Source organism: Sphaerisporangium rhizosphaerae (assembly GCF_042665155.1).
Classification (GTDB): domain Bacteria; phylum Actinomycetota; class Actinomycetes; order Streptosporangiales; family Streptosporangiaceae; genus Sphaerisporangium; species Sphaerisporangium rhizosphaerae.
This window is the reverse complement of sequence record NZ_JBHTCG010000024.1, coordinates 36195-53135: the sequence shown is the minus strand read 5'-3', so window position 1 is coordinate 53135 and position 16941 is coordinate 36195. Positions and strand designations below refer to the sequence as shown.

Genomic DNA, 16941 nt, shown 5'->3' with positions numbered 1-16941 from the left:
GATCGGTGCACCCCGATTCACCGATCTCCGCCACCTTGGTCGCATGGGGCAACGCCTGGCTTGCCGGACATGTCGGTCTGGACGAGGCCGTCGACCGGCTCGAGCGCGCCGCGGGACCGCAGGTCGTCTCCGGCGTGGTGACCGAGATCCCCCTTCGCCGGTTCCTCGCCGACCTGCGCGCGGAGGGCGTCAGCGCCCTGCGCCTGTCGCTGCCCGTCGCGGGCGACCCCCTCGGCCTCACAGGGCCGCTCCCCTTCACCATGGCCGCCGTCGAGGCCGGGCAGGCCGCCACCGCCGTGCTGCGCGACCGCTGCCTCGGCCTGGTCCCCTCGCCCGACCGCCGCGGCTCCTCCTACTCCGGCGTCCTGTGGACCGCCATGGAGGCCGAGGCCACCCCGCCGGACGTCCCCGGCCTGGCCGAGGCCGAGCACGCCCTCACCTCCGCCATGCGCTCGGCGACCGACGCGTTGTCGGGGGTCGACGGGCCCGGCAGGGGCCAGCCGTCGATCGGGGGCGCCGACGACGGCCTCGCCCCCGGATACCCGGCCCGCGCCCACCGGGTGGCCGCGCTCACGGCGCGGCTGGCCTCGGTGCTGCGCCTCGCCGACGAGCGCGGGCTCACCGCCGGCCAGGTCACCGTCCGCGGACAGGCCCTGCGCGACCTCGACCGCGCCGTGCGCCGTGCCCGCGTGGCCGCCCACAACGCCATCGTCGAGGCCCGGCACGAGAGGGACGCCCAAGCCAGGCCATGACGCGCGGCGTGGAGCGGCCTGAGTGCGATCTCGCACGTCGGTGACGCTCACGCCAGGCCATGACGCACGGCGTAGAGCGCCGCCTGCGTGCGATCCTGCACGCCGAGCTTCATGAGGACGTTCGAGACATGGGTCTTGACGGTCTTCTCGGCCACGACGAGATGCCGGGCGATCTCCCTGTTGGACCGGCCGGACGCGATCAGCGCGAGCACCTCCCGTTCCCGGTCGGTCAGCACCGCGACCGTCCCGGCGGCGGAGCCGTGGTCCTTGCCGCCCGGGGGCTGGGAGAGGACGGCCTCGGCCGCCTCGGGCGCCAGCACCACCTGGCCGCCGTGCACCGAGCGGACGGCCTGCGCGAGGGCCGCCGGCTCGACGTCCTTGTAGAGGAATCCCGCGGCGCCCGACCGCATCGCGGGCGCCACGTCCTGCCCGTCGCTCACCGACGTCAGCACGATCACCCGTGCCCCGAGTCCGAGGGCGGCCATCTCGCGCAGCGCGCCCAGCCCGTCCAGCACGGGCATCCTCAGGTCGAGCAGCACCACGTCGGGGGTGAGCGCCCCGGCCATGGCCACCGCCTCGGCTCCGTCCGCGGCCTCCCCGACGACCTCCAGATCCTCCTGCAGGTCGAGGAAGGTGCGCAGGCCCTGGCGCACGACGGGATGGTCGTCGGCGACGAGCACGCGGATCACCGCCGTCCTCCCGCCCCGTCCCGGCCTACCCGAACGGCCGCGGCCGGACGGTCGTACCGGCTCACGTGGGCACCTCCAAGCCGGCAGGGGAACCGGCTCACGTGGGCAGCTCCAGCCGGACGGTCGTGCCGGCGTCCGGGTGTGATTCCAGCGTCAGCGTCCCCCCGGCCGCCTCGGCCCGGTCGCGCATCGACGCCAGCCCAAGGCCCCGGGAGGGGGGCGAACCGACCGGCAGACCACGCCCGTCGTCCCTGACGGCCAGCCTGACGCGCGTTCCGTCGGACTCCAGGCGTACCTCGACCTGGGAGGCCTCCGCGTGCCGGAGGGCGTTGTGCAGCGCCTCCTGGGCGACGCGCAGCACGGCCACCTCGGTCTCGGGCGGCAGGTCGCCGAGCGCGTCGGCGGCGAAGGCGACCCGCACCGGATGGAGCCGGTCGAGCACGGCCACGTGCTTGCGCAACGTCTCGGCCAGCCCGTGGCGGTCCAGATCGGCCGGCCGCAGCTCGACGATCACCGCGCGCAGCTCCGCGAGCGCCTCCCCGGCCAGCCGCTGCACCCGGTCCAGCTCGGCCGCCGCCCGCTCGGGATCGGCCCTGACCAGCGAGGCCGCGGCCTGGGCGGTGAGCCGCAGCGAGAACAACTTCTGGGTCACGGCGTCGTGCAGCTCGTGCGCCATGCGGGTGCGCTCCTCCACCACCGTCAGCTCACGGCCCCGCTCGTACAGGCGGGCGTTGGTGAGCGCGATCGCCGCGTGCGCGGCGAAGAGCGCGAGCAGTTCCTCGTCCTGCCGGTCGAACCCGCCCGGCGCGCGCTTGTTGGACAGGAAGATGATGCCGAGCACCTGGTCGCCGTCGCGGATCGGCACCCCGATGAAGTCCTTGAGCACCGGGTGGGCGCTCGGCCACCACTCGAACCGGGGATCCTCGCGGATGTCGGGCAGGCGCACCGGCTCGGCCTCGCGGAGCATCGCGGCCAGCATGCCGTGCTGGCGCGGCAGCGGGCCGATGGCCTCCCACTGCTTGTCGCTGACGCCCTCGGCGACGAACTCGGCGAACGAACCGTCGTCGTCGGGCACGCCGAGCGCGGCGTACCGGGCGTTCAACAGCTCACGGGCGGAGCGCACGATCACCTGGAGCACCTCGCGCACCGACAGGTGCCGTGTGACGGCGAGCACGGCCGAGCTGACGGCCTGCAGCACGGCGTCGCGCCGCTCGCCACCTGCGCCGCCGCCGGAAATGACCGGTTCCGTCGTCACGCCCACACTGTAAGGGGACGCGGGGGCCGCGCGGCTCGGTCGATGGTCCTAGGCCGATGTGCCCGCGCGCGGACCGGTCCCCGGGCCGATGCCCGCCGCGCCCTCCGCTTCCTAACGTCGCCCCCATGGCAGACGACCCCCGAACCCCAGCGCCCCCACCCTCCACCACCACCGCCACCTCCGCTCCGGCCCTCCGCGTCTCCCCTCCCGTCCCCGTCCCCGGCCCCGCCCCCGCTTCCGCCCCCGGCGACCTCGCTGATGGCGCCGGCGCGCGCACCGCTCTGGTCACCGGAGCCTCGCGGGGGCTCGGACTGGCCCTGACCCGCGCCCTGGCCGCCGAGGGGTGGCGCCTGGTCATCACCGCCCGCGGCGCCGCCGACCTCGCCGAGGCCGCCCGGGAGACCGGCGCCACCGCGCTCGCGGGCGACGTGACCGACCCCGCCCACCGGGCCCGCCTGGCGGAGGCGGCGCACGAGCTGGGCGGCCTGGACCTGCTGGTCAACAACGCGAGCACACTCGGGGCCGTCCCGCTGCCCCCGCTGGCCGCCTACCCTCTGGACGCGCTCGCCGACGCCTTGGCCGCCAACGTGGTGGCGCCCCTCGCCCTGATCCAGGCCACCTTGCGGGGGCTGCGCGAGCGCAGGGGCGCGGTGGTCAACATCTCCTCCGACGCGGCGGTGGGCGCCTACGAGGGGTGGGGCGGGTACGGCCTGAGCAAGGCGGCGCTGGACCACCTGTCCAGCGTGCTCGCCGTCGAGGAACCGGACATCGCCGTCTGGTGGGTGGACCCCGGCGAGATGCGCACGCGCATGCTCGCGGACGCCCTCGGCGAGGAGGAGGCCGCGCAGGCGGCCGACCCGGCCGCCGTCGCGCCGTTCCTGGTCGATCTGGTCAAGCGGCGGCCGGGCAGCGGACGGGTGATCCGGTGATCGCCTTCGACCTCCCTCCGGTGCGCGAGGCGCACGAGCCGCCGGAGGCCCGGGGACTGGCCCGCGATGCCGTCCGCCTCATGGTCAGTGAGAAGGACGGCGGATCGTCCACCCGTACGACCGGCGGGAACGGCGGCGGAGCGATCACACGTACGGTGGGCGAGAACGGCGGTGGGGCGATCACCCATCACGCTTTCACCGACCTGCCCCGCCTGCTCGACCCCGGTGACGTGCTGGTGGTCAACGACTCCGCGACGCTGCCCGCGGCCGTGCCGCTCGACCGGCTGGCCGTCCACTTCTCCACCGAGCGCGAGGACGGCTCGTGGCTGGTGGAACTGCGGCGCCGTACACGGGGCACGACCGCCCCGTACGGGGGCGGCGAGCCGGGCGAGTGGCTGCCGCTGCCCGGCGGCGCCACGCTTCGCCTGCTGGAGCGCGAGACGCCCCGGCTGTGGCGGGCGACGCTGGACCGCGACGTGCCCGCCTACCTGGGGGCGCACGGCGTGCCGATCCGCTACTCCTACGTCGGGCACGACTGGCCGCTGTCGGACTACCAGACGGTCTTCGGGGTGCGCCCCGGCAGCGCCGAGATGCCGAGCGCCGGGCGGCCGTTCAGCCACGAGCTGGTCACCGCCCTGGTCGGCCGGGGCGTCGTCATCGCTCCCATCACCCTGCACACCGGCGTCGCCTCGCCGGAGAAGGACGAGCCGCCCTACCCCGAGCGCTTCGCCGTCCCGGCCTCGACCGCCCGCCTGGTCGGCCAGGCCGAGGGACGCGTCATCGCGGTGGGCACCACCGTGGTGCGAGCACTCGAGACGGCGGCCGCGGGGGGTGGCGGGGTGCGGCCGGCCGAGGGGTGGACCTCGCACATCGTCACGCCCGCCACGGGGGTGCGGGCGGTGGACGGCCTGATCACCGGCCTGCACGAACCGAGATCCAGTCACCTGCTGATGCTGTCGGCCATCGCCGGGGAGGATCTGCTCGCCCGGTCGTACGAGGAGGCACTGCGCGAGGGTTATCTGTGGCATGAGTTCGGCGATCTCCACATGATCACGCCGCGCCGGTTCCCCTGAGGTGACGCGCGAGATCGCTCTGGCCCCGCAGGAGGCGCATGCCCATGACGGCATGCGCCTCGGCCTCCTCCGGCGCCGAACCGGTGTCGCGGCTCAGGAGGTCACCTACCCGCGTGCCGGTGTCTCCGCCTCGTCCGGCCGGCCGTTCCTCACCCCGCACCGATGTTCTCGTGCTCAAAACCGGGTGTTCCTGTGTGCGATACCAGGGGTTTCCCGTCACCGCATCGGCGGACAGCGCAGAGCGCCCAGCTACGTGAATGGCACCCTTTGTGACCATATCGAAATAAGACGGATATAAGTGGAACGCGGCAATCGATCAAGATAGAACCACTGATCTATCCGCGAACCCGTGCTCTCCGCTCCGCGACGGGATGGCCTCCCGTCCAGGGGGACCTGATCCCCACCTTCGCGTGCGGGGATGCCCTGCATGCCCGCAGGGACGGTTCGCGTGTCCATCGGGGACCGCGCGCCCGTCCCGCGGAGCCGCGCGTCCCCGTCCTCTCCCGACTCTGGAGACGTGCATGCGCCACCCCCTCGGCAAAATCGCGACCGCGCTCGCGACCGCCCCGCTCGCGGGCGCCCTGCTGCTCGCCGCCACCCCGGCCTCCGCCGCCCCCGCGTCCGCCACCACGGCCTCGGGCGTCACGGCCCACACCTCCGCGCGCACCAGCGCCGCCGAGCCGTACTCCTCCTTCGCCGTCACGGTGAAGGGCCCCAAGAAGATCAAGCGCGGCGGGACGATCGTCTACTCCATCAAGGCGGTCAACAAGGGCCCCTGGGTGGCCGACGCCTACTTCCTCGGCGGCACCCTCCCCAAGGGCCGCACTGGAACGGTGTACTTCGACGGCCCCAAGGGCACCGAGTGCGACTTCTACCCCGACGGCTTCTGGTGCTGGTCGCCCTACGAGCTGGAGAAGGGCGACCACGACTGGCTGACCATCGAGGTCAAGCTGAAGAAGAGCGTCAAGGGCAACGTGACCGCGAAGCTGGGCGTCAACTCCTTCGACGTCCCGACCGGCGCCGAGGACCTGAGCCGGGCCGAGCTCGACCGTATCGGCGTCAAGAGCTGGTACTTCACCAAGAAGGCCACCACCAAGGTCGGCTGATCCCCCGCACCGCCCGCGCCGGGTCGCCGACCCGGCGCGGCGCGGCCCGCGTGCCCGTCCACGAGCGCCACGGCGCCGTACCGCGGCGCGCGACGCGGCGCGGTGCGACCGGATACGGCTACGCGGCGACGGCCAGGTGTTCGTCGTGGCGGAGGTGGTCGCCCAGCACGGTGGCATGGGCCAGGCCGGCCAGGGCGCGTCTGTCGACCCCGCTCGTGTGCGGGATGAGCGGGAACCTCGTCACCTCGACGACGAGCCCCTTGGCCGACACCACCCTGACCAACGAGGCCAGCAAGGTGTCCTCGCCGACGAACGACGGCCCGGTCGCCAGATGACCGGCGCGGTCGCGGAACCGCAGCGTGATCGGCCGCACCGGCGCGCCCGCGTCGATCGCCGCCTGGAAGACCGCGCGGCGGAACGGCCCCCCGCCCCTGCCGCACCAGGTGGTGCCCTCGGGGAAGGCCACGACGGACCGGCCGGCGCGCAGTGCGTCCGCGATCGCCCGCACGGTTCCCGGCAACGTCGACAGGCGCTCCCTGTGGATGAAGATCGCACCCGACCCTGCCACGAGCGAGCGGATCAACGGCCACGCCGCGATCTCGCTCTTGGCCAGCGCCAGGCACGGGGTCGTCGCCGCCACCACGAGCGGGTCCAGCCAGGAGACGTGGTTGGCGACGAGCAGCGCCCCCGCACTCTCAGGCTCCTCCTCCACCACCCGCACCGGCGCCGCCGCGCCGCCCAGCACGGTGAACCCCTGACGTACCTCCAGCCGCAGCCCGAGGACACGCAGGAAGGTACGGGACCAGGCCATCGCCAGCGCGTCCGCCCGCGACCCGCCGAGCGCGCGGGCGGCCCACGTGCAGGGAAGGCCGGCCAGCACGACCACGACCGCCCCCACCAGGCGCGCCACGCGCCGCAGCGGCCCGGCGAGCTCCGCCGGGGCCGCGACGCACGAATCCACCGTGCACGGGGCCACGGGCAGCCAGCCGCCGCTCATTCCGCCACTCCGAGGAAGTGCCGCAGGTAGCGGGTGTCCACGTTGGACAGCGAGAGCAGGACGAAGAAGTCGGCCGTCCCGAACATCGGATCGTGGGCCGGCATCCCGCAGATCCACGCCCCGAGCCGCAGATAGCCGCGCAGCAGCGGCGGCACCACGAACCGGTCGGGCCTGGCCACTCCCTCGCCCGTCCAGGGGTCGTGCGGCGTCACGCGGTACCGCTCAGGGCCGAGGCCGATGCCGTCCAGCACCCCCGCGGCCGCCCTGCCCCCGTCGTCCAGCGGCACCGAACAGCAGCCGCCCAGCCACGTGTAGCCGCCGGCGACCATGTACCGGGCGATGCCGGCCCACATGAGGCCGATCACCGTTCCGCCGCGGTGGTCGGGGTGGACGCAGGTGCGCCCCACCTCGACCATGCCACCACGGATGCCGGCCAGCGCCGACAGGTCGAACTCCCCCTCGGAGTACAGCCGGTCGGACCGTCCTGGCGCGAGCATGCGGTAGGTGCCGACCACCGTGTCGCCCGAGCGCACCAGCAGGTGGTCGCAGTAGGCGTCCAGACGGTCCACGTCCAGGCCGGAGATCGGCGAGTCGAGGTGGGCGCCCATCTCCTCGGCGAACACCTCGTAGCGCAGCCGCTGCGCCGCCCGCATGTCGGCGGCGTCCTTGGCCAGTTCGACGGTGTAGCGACCGCGCGCGTCGGTCAGCGTCCCCTGGCCGAGCCCCGGCCGGGGCGGGGCCTCCGTGACGATCCGCCCGGCCTCGAGCCGGGCACGGGAGCTCGCCGCCTCCAGGCGCGTACGGGGGCTCGCCGCCTCCAGGTGTGTCCTGGGACTCGAACCCTCCAGGTGCGCCCCCGGGCTCGCCTGCTGTGAGCCCGGGTCGGGACGCGGGTGGAGGAGCGGCTGCTCCTGACCGGCGCGCGGGCCTTGCGGCGCCGCGCCGGGGTGGACGAGAGATTTCTCCGGCCCGGCACTGGGCCGCGCATCGGACCGGACGAGGGGTTCGTCGACGCTTCCGCCACGGACCTGACTGGCGAGCACCTCGGTCATGGGCATGCCTCCTCCTGTGCACACCCATGAAGACATGGGGACATGGCCATCTGCCGTCCGTATGGTGAACCGCTTGCACGCGCACTCTGAGCGGTCGGTAGCGTTGTCCGCGATGAAGCAGCGCACGCTTTTGATCACGCTGACCGGCCCCGACCGACCCGGAGTGACCTCCCGGTTGTTCACCGTGCTGGCCTCCTTCCCCGTCACCGTCGCCGACGTCGAGCAGGTCGTGATCCGCGGCCGGCTGGTGCTGGGCGTCCTGGTCGCCTACGCGGGCGGCCCGCCGACCGGCACCGGCGGCACCCTGGGCGCCATGTGGGCCGCCGTCGAGCGCGTCGCCGAAGACCTCGGCATGGAGGTCGAGCTCACGACCGGCACCGACCTGAAGGAGAAGCGCCGCCGCGGGCGCCTCCACGTCACCGTCCTGGGCAACCCGCTGCAGCCGGCGGCCCTGGCGGGCATCGCGGGCCGCATCGCCGCCGCCGGCGCCAACATCGACCGCATCGAACGGCTCGCGCACCTGCCGGTCACCTGCATCGAGCTGGCGATCTCGGGGGCCGACCCCGACGCGTTGCGCACCGCGCTGACCGCCGAGGCCGTGCTGCAGCAGGTCGACGTCGCGGTGCAGCGCTCCGGCCTGCACCGCAGGGCCAAGCGGTTGATCGTCATGGACGTCGACTCCACGCTCATCCAGGGCGAGGTCATCGAACTGCTGGCCGCGCACGCCGGGTGCATGGACGAGGTCGAGAAGATCACCACGGCGGCCATGCGAGGTGAGCTGGACTTCGCCGCCTCACTGCGCGAACGCGTCGCCCTCCTGGAGGGCCTGCCGGAGGAGGTCTTCGAACGGGTCCGCGAGGAGGTCGTCCTCACCCCCGGCGCCCGCACCCTCGTGCGCACCCTGAAGCGGCTGGACTACCGCTTCGCGATCGTCAGCGGCGGCTTCACCCAGATCACCGACTCGCTGGTCACCGAGCTGGGCATCGACTACTCCGCGGCCAACACCCTGGAGGTCGTGGACGGCAAGCTCACCGGGCGGGTCATCGGCGAGATCGTCGACCGTCCCGGCAAGGCGCGGGCCCTCGAGCGGTTCGCCCAGCAGGCGCGCATCCCGATCAGCCAGACCGTGGCCATCGGCGACGGCGCCAACGACCTCGACATGATCGCGGCCGCGGGGCTGGGCATCGCGTTCAACGCCAAGCCGGTCCTGCGGCAGGCCGCCGACGCGGCGGTGAACGTCCCGTACCTGGACGCGATCTTGTACCTGCTCGGCATCTCCCGCGAGGAGGTGGAGGCCGCCGACGCCGAAGACGGCCTCACCGCTCCCCCCACCACCTGACGGACCCGGCCCCGGCTCGCGGGCCTTCGGCACCCCGCCGCGGCCGTCCCGGCCTCACGCCCATCGGCGTCCTGCCGCGGCCGTCCCCGGCCTCACACCCATGGCACCTCGCGGGCCTTCGGCGGCCTCCGGCTTCGAGCGGACGGCGTGCCGGCGGCGTTCAGTGCCCCTTGGGGGTCCAGCGGCCGACCACGCGGCCGTCTCCGGGCCCCAGGTCGGCCCAGGGGCCGGTTTCCAGCACCGCGAACGCTCCCGGCGGGAACCCCTCGTCGTCGTGCGTCAGCGAGAGGTTCAGGACCAGCTCGTGAACCCCCGGGTTGTGGCCCACCAGCAGCAGGGTGGACACCTCGCCGTCCGTACGGCCGATCAGCTCCAGCAGTTCGTCCGGATACGCCTCGTAGATCTCGGTCTCGACGTGGACGGGGGCCTCCGAGGCGAGGCCGGCCAGCGCCAGCTCGGCGGTGCGCCTGGTGCGGATCGACGGCGAGCACAGCACCAGCTCAGGACTCAGCCCGAGCCGCCTGAGCGTCTCACCGGCCCGCTCGGCGTCCCGCTCGCCGCGATCGGTGAGGGGACGCTCGCGGTCGGCCAGCCCGGGCACGTGCGCGGCCTTGGCATGTCTCAGCACGATGAGCGTGTTCACTCCCCCAACTATCCCATTACACGCGTACGGCTACCGCCCTCCTCGGACGGTAGCCGCACTTTCACCTCTGGCCGCTCGCGGGCGCCGGCCGTTCAGGCCGGCGCCGCGCCGTGCGGCACTAGATGCCGTTGGTCGTCAGCTCGACACCTTCTCGGTCTCGACCTTCTCGGCCGGGGTGCCGCCCGTGGGGGCGATGCTCGTCGAACGCCGCTTGGAGACGACGATCGCGCCGACGACGATCACGACCGCGACCAGCGTGACGCCGACGCGCACGACGGCGTTGTCCGCGTAGGTCACGACGGCCGGGGCGATGAGCAGGGCCACGAGGTTCATGACCTTGATCAGCGGGTTGATCGCCGGACCGGCGGTGTCCTTGAACGGGTCGCCGACGGTGTCGCCGATGATGGTGGCCTCGTGGGCCTGCGACCCCTTGCCGCCGTGGTGGCCGTCCTCGACGAGCTTCTTGGCGTTGTCCCAGGCGCCGCCCGAGTTGGCCAGGAAGACCGCCATCAGCGTGCCCGCAGCGATCGCGCCCGCGAGGTAGGCGCCGAGGGGCGCGTACCCGAAGGCGAAGCCGACCGCGATCGGCGTCATGACGGCCAGCAGGCCCGGCGTGGCCAGCTCGCGCAGCGAGTCGCGGGTGCAGATGTCCACGACGCGGCCGTAGTCGGGCAGCTCTTCACCGGTCATGATGCCCGGCTTGGTGCGGAACTGCTCGCGCACCTCGAACACGACCCGTCCCGCCGCGCGGCCCACGGCGCTGATCGCCAGGCCGGAGAACAGGAACACGACCGCGGCGCCGATGATGAGACCGACGAGCACGTTCGGCGAGTCCACGCTGAGGCTGAAGGAGCTGAAGGAGCCCAGCGCGTCCTTCACCCCCGCGCTCGCCGCGGCGAGCTGGCTTTCGACGGCGGTGCGGAACGAGCCGAACAGCGCGGTCGCCGCGAGCACGGCCGTCGCGATCGCGATGCCCTTGGTGATCGCCTTGGTGGTGTTGCCCACCGCGTCGAGGGAGGTGAGGATGCGGGCGCCCTCGCCCTCGACGTCGCCGGACATCTCGGCGATGCCCTGAGCGTTGTCGGAGACCGGGCCGAAGGTGTCCATGGACACGATGACGCCGACGGTGGTGAGCAGACCGGTGCCGGCCAGGGCCACCGCGAACAGCGCCACGGTCACGTTGCCGAAGCCCAGCAGGAACGCCCCGTACACCGCGCCGCCGATGAGCAGCGCCGAGTAGACCGCCGACTCCAGGCCGACGGAGATGCCGGACAGGATGACGGTGGCCGGGCCGGTGAGCGAGCTCTCGCCGATCTCCTTGACCGGGCGGCGGTTGGTCTCGGTGAAGTAGCCGGTGAGCACCTGGATGGCGCTGGCGAGCACCAGGCCGATGAGGACGGCGCCGATGGCGATCAGCCGCGGGTCGGAGCTGAGCCCGGCGATCGCCGGGCTGACGTCGGTGAGCTGGGAGAACGAGCCGGGCAGGTAGAGGTAGGCGGCCACGGCCACCAGGACGGCCGAGATCGCCGCCGAGATGAAGAAGCCGCGGTTGATGGCCGCCATGCCGTTGCGGTCGCCGCTGCGGGGCGCGGTGGTGAAGATGCCGATGATCGCGGTCAGCACGCCGATCATCGGGACGATGAGCGGGAAGACCAGGCCCTCGGTGCCGAAGGCCGCCTTGCCCAGGATGAGGCTCGCGACCAGCATGACCGCGTAGGACTCGAACAGGTCGGCCGCCATGCCGGCGCAGTCGCCGACGTTGTCGCCCACGTTGTCGGCGATCGTGGCGGCGTTGCGCGGGTCGTCCTCGGGGATGCCCTGCTCGACCTTGCCGACCAGGTCGGCGCCCACGTCGGCCGCCTTGGTGAAGATGCCGCCGCCGACACGCATGAACATCGCAAGGAGCGCCGCGCCGAACCCGAAGCCCTCGAGCACGCTCGGAGCGTCGCCCTTGTAGATGAACACGACGATCGCGGCGCCCAGCAGGCCGAGCCCGACGGTGAACATGCCGGCCACGCCACCGGTACGGAACGCGATGCGCATCGCGGGCTTCTCACCCGCCTCGCGGGCGGCGGCCGCCACACGGACATTGCCCCGCACAGCCAGCCACATGCCCATGAAGCCGGTCAAGGCGGAGAATGCCGCACCGACCACGAAGAAGACGGAGCGTCCGATGGCGACGCTGGTCGACTCCGAGGGCAGGAGAAGCAGCAGGAACGGGATGAGCACCACAAAAAGTGCAAGCGTTCTGAACTGTCGCGTTAGATACGCGGCGGCGCCTTCCTGGACCGCTCGCGCGATGTTCTGCATTCGCTCTGTGCCTTGACCTGCGGCGAGCACCTCGCGGACGAGACCGCCCGCTACGGCGAGCGCCAGCAGCGCCACGGCGGCCACCACGATCACGATTGTGAGGTGGGAACCGCTAAGAGATACCGCTGCGGCGTCGTCAGCGGCGAGATTGAGCCTAGACATCCGTCCTCCTCGGCCAGACGGGTAGGTCCATGCCCAGACCGCGCTGCGAGTCAGTCGGGGGGCGGCGCGCATCCGAGCTGGATTGGCAGTGCCGCTTCCGGTAACGTCCGCAGACCTTCCCGCAGGGCGACGTTGATCTGCGGGGACAAAACCTTGGCCGGTGCCGGGAGTCTACGCAGGCACAGGCCAGATATGAAGCCTCTTCCACCAGCCAATTAGGGCCCAGTCCAGTAAGGTGCGGGGCTTTGCCCAGTAACAACGCGGTTTTCCGGGTGTCAGATCGATCGACGGCCGGGTTACGGACAGACGTTCATTGCCTAATTATTATGTCCGTAAACCCGCGCTGACGTGCGGCGACGCCCCACCCCCCTCACCGGCACCACCATGAACACCCCTCCACCGGCACCGCCTCCACCCCGGCCTTCAGCGGCCCTCGGCCCTCACCAGGACGGCCGGATGCTGACGGCACGAGGACGGATCACGCGAAGATGTCGGCAGTCCTCCTCTGCCGGCCTCAAGACGCCGCTCCCCTGACGCCCGGCCGTCCATCCCACAGCGGCCCGGCCACGACACAGCAGGGTTCTGACCAGCGGCGCGTCGCAGGGCTCGCGCTCATGCGACAGCCCGTCGCGGCGCGGCACGACGACCGGCGCGGCACGACGACCGGCGCGGCACGACGACCGGCGCGGCACGACGACCGGCGCGGCACGACGACCGGCGCGGCACGACGACCTCGGTGGCGGGGCGCCGCTCTGCCAGGATGCCCGGGCAGAGGGCGCCTGTACGGAGGTGAGCAGGGTCAGGACGGCCAGGTCGGCAGCGCGCGGCCGGCGCCCGCGGCGCGACCACGCGTCGGGACGGCGCCGGCCAGGCTCGCGCCGCACGACCGGGAACCGACCGGCGCGATCCTTGCACTCAGGATCGACGGATCCCGGGCGGTGGGCCGGACCATGCCTGGCCGGGGCGAGCGCGATCGACCAAGCCGATCCGGGTCACCCCGACGAGATGGAACAACCGAGAAGACGACCCCGTGGCCCCGCTGGAAGACAGCCCCCGTGGCCACTCTCAGGCGGTGGCGAACCCTGCGGCGGTGGCGGGCCAGCTCATCCTGATCCGCAGCCCCTTGGCACTCGGATACACCTCGACGTCATCGGCCAGCGCGGCGATGACGGCGATGCCGAACCCGGACATCAGCGTGTCGGCGGGGAGCAGGCTGGCCAACTCGGTGCCGTTGACGGCCGTCGGCAACTCGTCCTCGTCCTTGTACGCCTGTTCGAGATCGTCGCTCGGTGCCGAGTCGGTGACGGTGACCTCGAAGCGCCCTGAGTCGTCGCACAACTCGATGCGGATGGGCTCGCCCGGGCAGTGGACGCGGTGTGCCTCCACTGCCCGTGAGCAGGCCTCACCCACAGCGAGCCGCACCTCGTCCAGCAGGTCCTCCGCGACCCCGGTGCGCCGCGCGATGGCCGTTGCGACCAGCCGCGCGGTGCGCACGTGAGCCGGAAGAGCACTGAACGTCAGCTCGACGGTGGCCATGACTACTTGTCTCGGCCGTGAGCTTCCTTGGCCTCTTCGACCGAGGCGTAAATCCCGAAGACCTTGGTCAGGCCGGTGATCCGGAAGATCTTCAGGATGCGCTCCTGCGTGCAGACGAGCTCCAGGGAGCCGTCGTGCGCCCGAACGCGCTTGAGCCCGCCGACCAGGACACCGAGCCCCGTGGAGTCCAGGAAGTCCACCTTCTCCATGTTGACGAGAAGGTGGAAGTTGCCCTTGTTGACCAGGTCGATCAGCAGCTCACGCAGCCTCGGCGCGGTATAGACATCGATCTCACCCTCGACTTCCACGATGGTGAGTCGGTCTTCAGTGTGGTGGTCCAACTTCAGATCCACAGATCCTCCAGCGCCTTGCCTGCTGAGTCCACGACGAGGGGTCTGACATGCTGGGACCCCAAGTCCCAGCGCGCAATACCCTGACGCGCGGCATTCAACCACGCCCCGCCTTCGTGTCTATACGAAATCACGACTCCGGGCGACTCTCCCCCAAGATGCCAAACTGGAAACCAGTGACTCCGACTACATCACCCTCACGGCGAGCGGACCCGATCCTTGCTCGTCTGCTCGGCGTACCCGCGCGCCGTGAACGCATCACACACGTAGAGTACGTCGCCGCACGTCAGGCAGGTAAGGCGACCTGGCCTTCCTGGGTCGACGAGCTGCTTGTCAGCCGTCTGCGAAATCTCGGCGTCGAGGGTCTCTGGGAGCACCAGGCCACCGCCGCTGAGCTGGTACATCGTGGCCAAAACGTGATCATCGCGACAGGCACCGCGTCGGGAAAATCTTTGGCCTACCTGGTGCCGGCCGTGTCCGAGATCCTGTCCGGGGGCTCGGTCCTGTACCTGACGCCGACCAAGGCACTGGCCGCCGACCAGTTGCGTTCGGTGCGCGATCTGAAGCTCGCCCAGGTGCGCGCCGCCACCTACGACGGGGACACTCCGCCCGACGAGCGTCAATGGGTGCGCAAGCATGCGAACTACGTGCTGACCAACCCCGACATGCTCCACCGGTCGATGCTGCCCCACCACTCGGCCTGGTCGTCGTTCTGGCGCCGGCTGAAGCTGGTCGTCGTGGACGAGTGCCATGGGTACCGGGGTGTCTTCGGATCACATGTGGCCCAGATCTTGCGCCGCCTCCGCCGGATATGCGGAAAGTACGGCTCCCATCCGGTATTCATGCTGGTCTCCGCCACGGTCAGCGACCCCGCCGCCGCCGCGATGCGCCTGACGGGCCTTGAGATGGCCGAGGTGACCACGGACGCCTCTCCCCGGGGTTCCACGACCTTCGCCCTGTGGGAGCCGCCTCTGACGGATCTGCGGGGCGAGGGAGGCGCCCCCGTCCGGCGCACGGTGACGGCCGAGGCCGCCGACCTGCTCACCGATCTGGTCATCGACGACGTGCGCACCCTCGCTTTCGTCCGGTCGCGGCGCGCCGCCGAGACGATCTCGCTGATCGCCCGGGAGAACCTCGAGGAGATCTCGCCCGAGCTGCCCGCCAAGGTGGCGGCCTATCGCGCCGGGTACCTCGCCGAGGACAGGCGCGCCCTGGAACGGGCGCTGCGCTCCGGCCAGATCACCGGCCTGGCGACGACCAACGCCCTGGAACTGGGCATCGATGTGTCCGGACTGGACGCCGTCCTCATCGCGGGATGGCCCGGCACGCGCGCCTCCCTGTGGCAGCAGGCCGGACGCGCGGGCCGCGACGGCCAGGACGCCCTCGCCGTGCTGATCGCGCGCGACGACCCGCTGGACACCTACCTCGTCCACCATCCGCAGGCCCTGTTCGGCCGGCCGGTCGAGGCCATCGTGCTCGACCCGGACAACCCCTACGTCCTGGGCCCGCACCTGTGCGCGGCGGCGGCCGAGATCCCGCTGACCGAGGCGGACCTGCCGGTGTTCGGCCCCTCCACGGAAGAGGTGCTCGACGACCTCGTCCAGCGCGGGATGCTCCGGCGCCGCCCCCAGGGCTGGTTCTGGACACGCCGCGAGCGCGCCGCCAACCTGGCCGACATCCGGGGCTCCGGCGGGCCGCCGATCGAGGTCGTTGAGTCCTCCACGGGGCGGCTGCTCGGCACCGTCGACGAGCCGTCCGCCCACACCGCCGTCCACACCGGCGCCGTGCACATCCACCAGGGCGACACCTACCTCGTGGAGGAACTCGACCTGGACGCGGGCGTCGCCCTGGTGTCGGCGTCCGACCCTGACTACTCCACTTTCGCCCGGGACGTCACCGACATCTCCGTGCTGGACTCCCTGCGGTCGCACGCCTTCGGGCCGGGCGAGCTGCACTTCGGGACGGTGGAGGTCACCCGGCAGGTCGTGTCCTTCCTCAAGCGCCGCGTCAAGACCGGCGAGGTGCTCGGCGAGGAACCCCTCGACCTGCCGCCCCGCACCCTGCGCACCCGCGCCGTGTGGTGGACCCTCCCGGACGCCGCCGTGGCACCGCTGCTCGCCGAGGGCCTCGACCTCGGCGGCGCGGCGCACGCGGCCGAGCACGCCTCCATCGGCCTGCTTCCGCTGTTCGCCACCTGCGACCGCTGGGACATCGGCGGCGTCTCCACCGAACTGCACCCCGACACCGGCCTCCTCACGGTCTTCGTCTACGACGGCCATGAGGGCGGAGCCGGCTTCGCCGAGCGCGGCCACGCCCGCGCCCTCGACTGGCTCACGGCCACCCGCGAGGCCATCGCCTCCTGCGAGTGCGAACGCGGATGCCCCTCCTGCATCCAGTCCCCCAAATGCGGCAACGGCAACGACCCCCTCGACAAACAAGGCGCCATCCACCTCCTCACCACCCTCCTGACCAAACCCACCACCCCCTGACCTGACGAAATTCACCAGCCTGGCCCCCCACCCGACGAAAGCCACCAACTCCCCACCTGACGCAGTTCACCGGCGCGGCCACCACCGCCCGAACGCGAGACGCAAGCTCCTCACCACCCACCCGACCGAAGCCACCAGCCCTCACCACCCACCCGACAGAAGCCACCGACTCCTCACCACCCACCTGACGGAGTTCACCTACTCGCTCTCCGGTCCCACCGATGACCCCCGCTGTGAGGCTGGCCACGGACGCGGATCT

At 72.1% G+C, this 16941-nt stretch carries 14 protein-coding genes; 6 read left to right on the top strand and 8 right to left on the bottom strand.

The window, feature by feature from the left end:
• Window positions 1–5 precede the first annotated feature (5 nt).
• Window positions 6–752, top strand: a complete 747-nt coding sequence (locus ACFQSB_RS28300; protein ID WP_380829950.1) for a hypothetical protein — start codon at window positions 6–8, stop codon at window positions 750–752.
• A 47-nt stretch (window positions 753–799) separates the two neighbouring features.
• Here ACFQSB_RS28300 and ACFQSB_RS28295 read toward each other — a convergent pair whose 3' ends face one another.
• Both ACFQSB_RS28295 and ACFQSB_RS28290 read right to left on the bottom strand, forming a co-directional pair.
• Window positions 800–1441 (bottom strand): response regulator, encoded by a 642-nt coding sequence (locus tag ACFQSB_RS28295; protein WP_380829948.1) that lies wholly within the window; start codon window positions 1439–1441, stop codon window positions 800–802.
• Window positions 1442–1538: 97 nt separating this feature from the next.
• Window positions 1539–2696, bottom strand: a complete 1158-nt coding sequence (locus ACFQSB_RS28290; RefSeq protein ID WP_380829947.1) for a GAF domain-containing sensor histidine kinase — start codon at window positions 2694–2696, stop codon at window positions 1539–1541.
• A 125-nt stretch (window positions 2697–2821) separates the two neighbouring features.
• Here ACFQSB_RS28290 and ACFQSB_RS28285 point away from each other — a divergent pair, with 125 nt between their 5' ends.
• The 3 genes from ACFQSB_RS28285 to ACFQSB_RS28275 all read left to right on the top strand — a co-directional run bounded on the left by ACFQSB_RS28285 (window position 2822) and on the right by ACFQSB_RS28275 (window position 5804).
• Entirely contained in the window at window positions 2822–3625 is an 804-nt protein-coding gene (locus tag ACFQSB_RS28285; protein ID WP_380829946.1) for an SDR family NAD(P)-dependent oxidoreductase, read from the top strand.
• Complete coding sequence (locus tag ACFQSB_RS28280; RefSeq protein WP_380829945.1) at window positions 3622–4698, top strand: S-adenosylmethionine:tRNA ribosyltransferase-isomerase; 1077 nt, start codon at window positions 3622–3624, stop codon at window positions 4696–4698. The genes ACFQSB_RS28285 and ACFQSB_RS28280 overlap by 4 nt, the downstream gene beginning before the upstream one ends.
• A 521-nt stretch (window positions 4699–5219) precedes the next feature.
• Window positions 5220–5804, top strand: a complete 585-nt coding sequence (locus tag ACFQSB_RS28275; RefSeq protein WP_380829944.1) for a hypothetical protein — start codon at window positions 5220–5222, stop codon at window positions 5802–5804.
• Between the two features lie 118 nt (window positions 5805–5922).
• Here ACFQSB_RS28275 and ACFQSB_RS28270 read toward each other — a convergent pair whose 3' ends face one another.
• Window positions 5923–6801, bottom strand: a complete 879-nt coding sequence (locus ACFQSB_RS28270) for a lysophospholipid acyltransferase family protein (protein ID WP_380829943.1) — start codon at window positions 6799–6801, stop codon at window positions 5923–5925.
• A complete protein-coding gene (locus ACFQSB_RS28265) occupies window positions 6798–7859 on the bottom strand; it encodes a GNAT family N-acetyltransferase (RefSeq protein WP_380829941.1) in 1062 nt (353 codons plus the stop codon). Before ACFQSB_RS28265 ends, ACFQSB_RS28270 begins: the two co-directional genes overlap by 4 nt.
• A 106-nt stretch (window positions 7860–7965) precedes the next feature.
• Between ACFQSB_RS28265 and serB the strand changes: the two genes are divergently transcribed.
• The gene (gene serB / locus ACFQSB_RS28260; protein ID WP_380829940.1) at window positions 7966–9192 is read left to right on the top strand and encodes a phosphoserine phosphatase SerB; all 1227 of its coding nucleotides are present in this window, start codon (window positions 7966–7968) and stop codon (window positions 9190–9192) included.
• A gap of 160 nt (window positions 9193–9352) precedes the next feature.
• On the opposite strand, the gene ACFQSB_RS28255 is transcribed toward serB, so the two are convergent.
• From ACFQSB_RS28255 to ACFQSB_RS28240, 4 genes are all read right to left on the bottom strand, one after another.
• A complete protein-coding gene (locus ACFQSB_RS28255; protein WP_354923084.1) occupies window positions 9353–9835 on the bottom strand; it encodes a SixA phosphatase family protein in 483 nt (160 codons plus the stop codon).
• 135 nt (window positions 9836–9970) lie between these two features.
• Window positions 9971–12307 carry a sodium-translocating pyrophosphatase gene (locus tag ACFQSB_RS28250; RefSeq protein WP_380829939.1) on the bottom strand — a complete coding sequence of 779 codons (2337 nt, stop codon included), beginning with the start codon at window positions 12305–12307 and terminating at the stop codon, window positions 9971–9973.
• A gap of 1065 nt (window positions 12308–13372) precedes the next feature.
• Window positions 13373–13843, bottom strand: a complete 471-nt coding sequence (locus ACFQSB_RS28245) for an ATP-binding protein (protein ID WP_354837686.1) — start codon at window positions 13841–13843, stop codon at window positions 13373–13375.
• A gap of 2 nt (window positions 13844–13845) precedes the next feature.
• The gene (locus ACFQSB_RS28240) at window positions 13846–14196 is read right to left on the bottom strand and encodes an STAS domain-containing protein (RefSeq protein ID WP_114029683.1); all 351 of its coding nucleotides are present in this window, start codon (window positions 14194–14196) and stop codon (window positions 13846–13848) included.
• Between the two features lie 155 nt (window positions 14197–14351).
• Between ACFQSB_RS28240 and ACFQSB_RS28235 the strand changes: the two genes are divergently transcribed.
• The gene (locus ACFQSB_RS28235) at window positions 14352–16682 is read left to right on the top strand and encodes a DEAD/DEAH box helicase (protein WP_380829937.1); all 2331 of its coding nucleotides are present in this window, start codon (window positions 14352–14354) and stop codon (window positions 16680–16682) included.
• The last annotated feature ends 259 nt before the right edge of the window (window positions 16683–16941 follow it).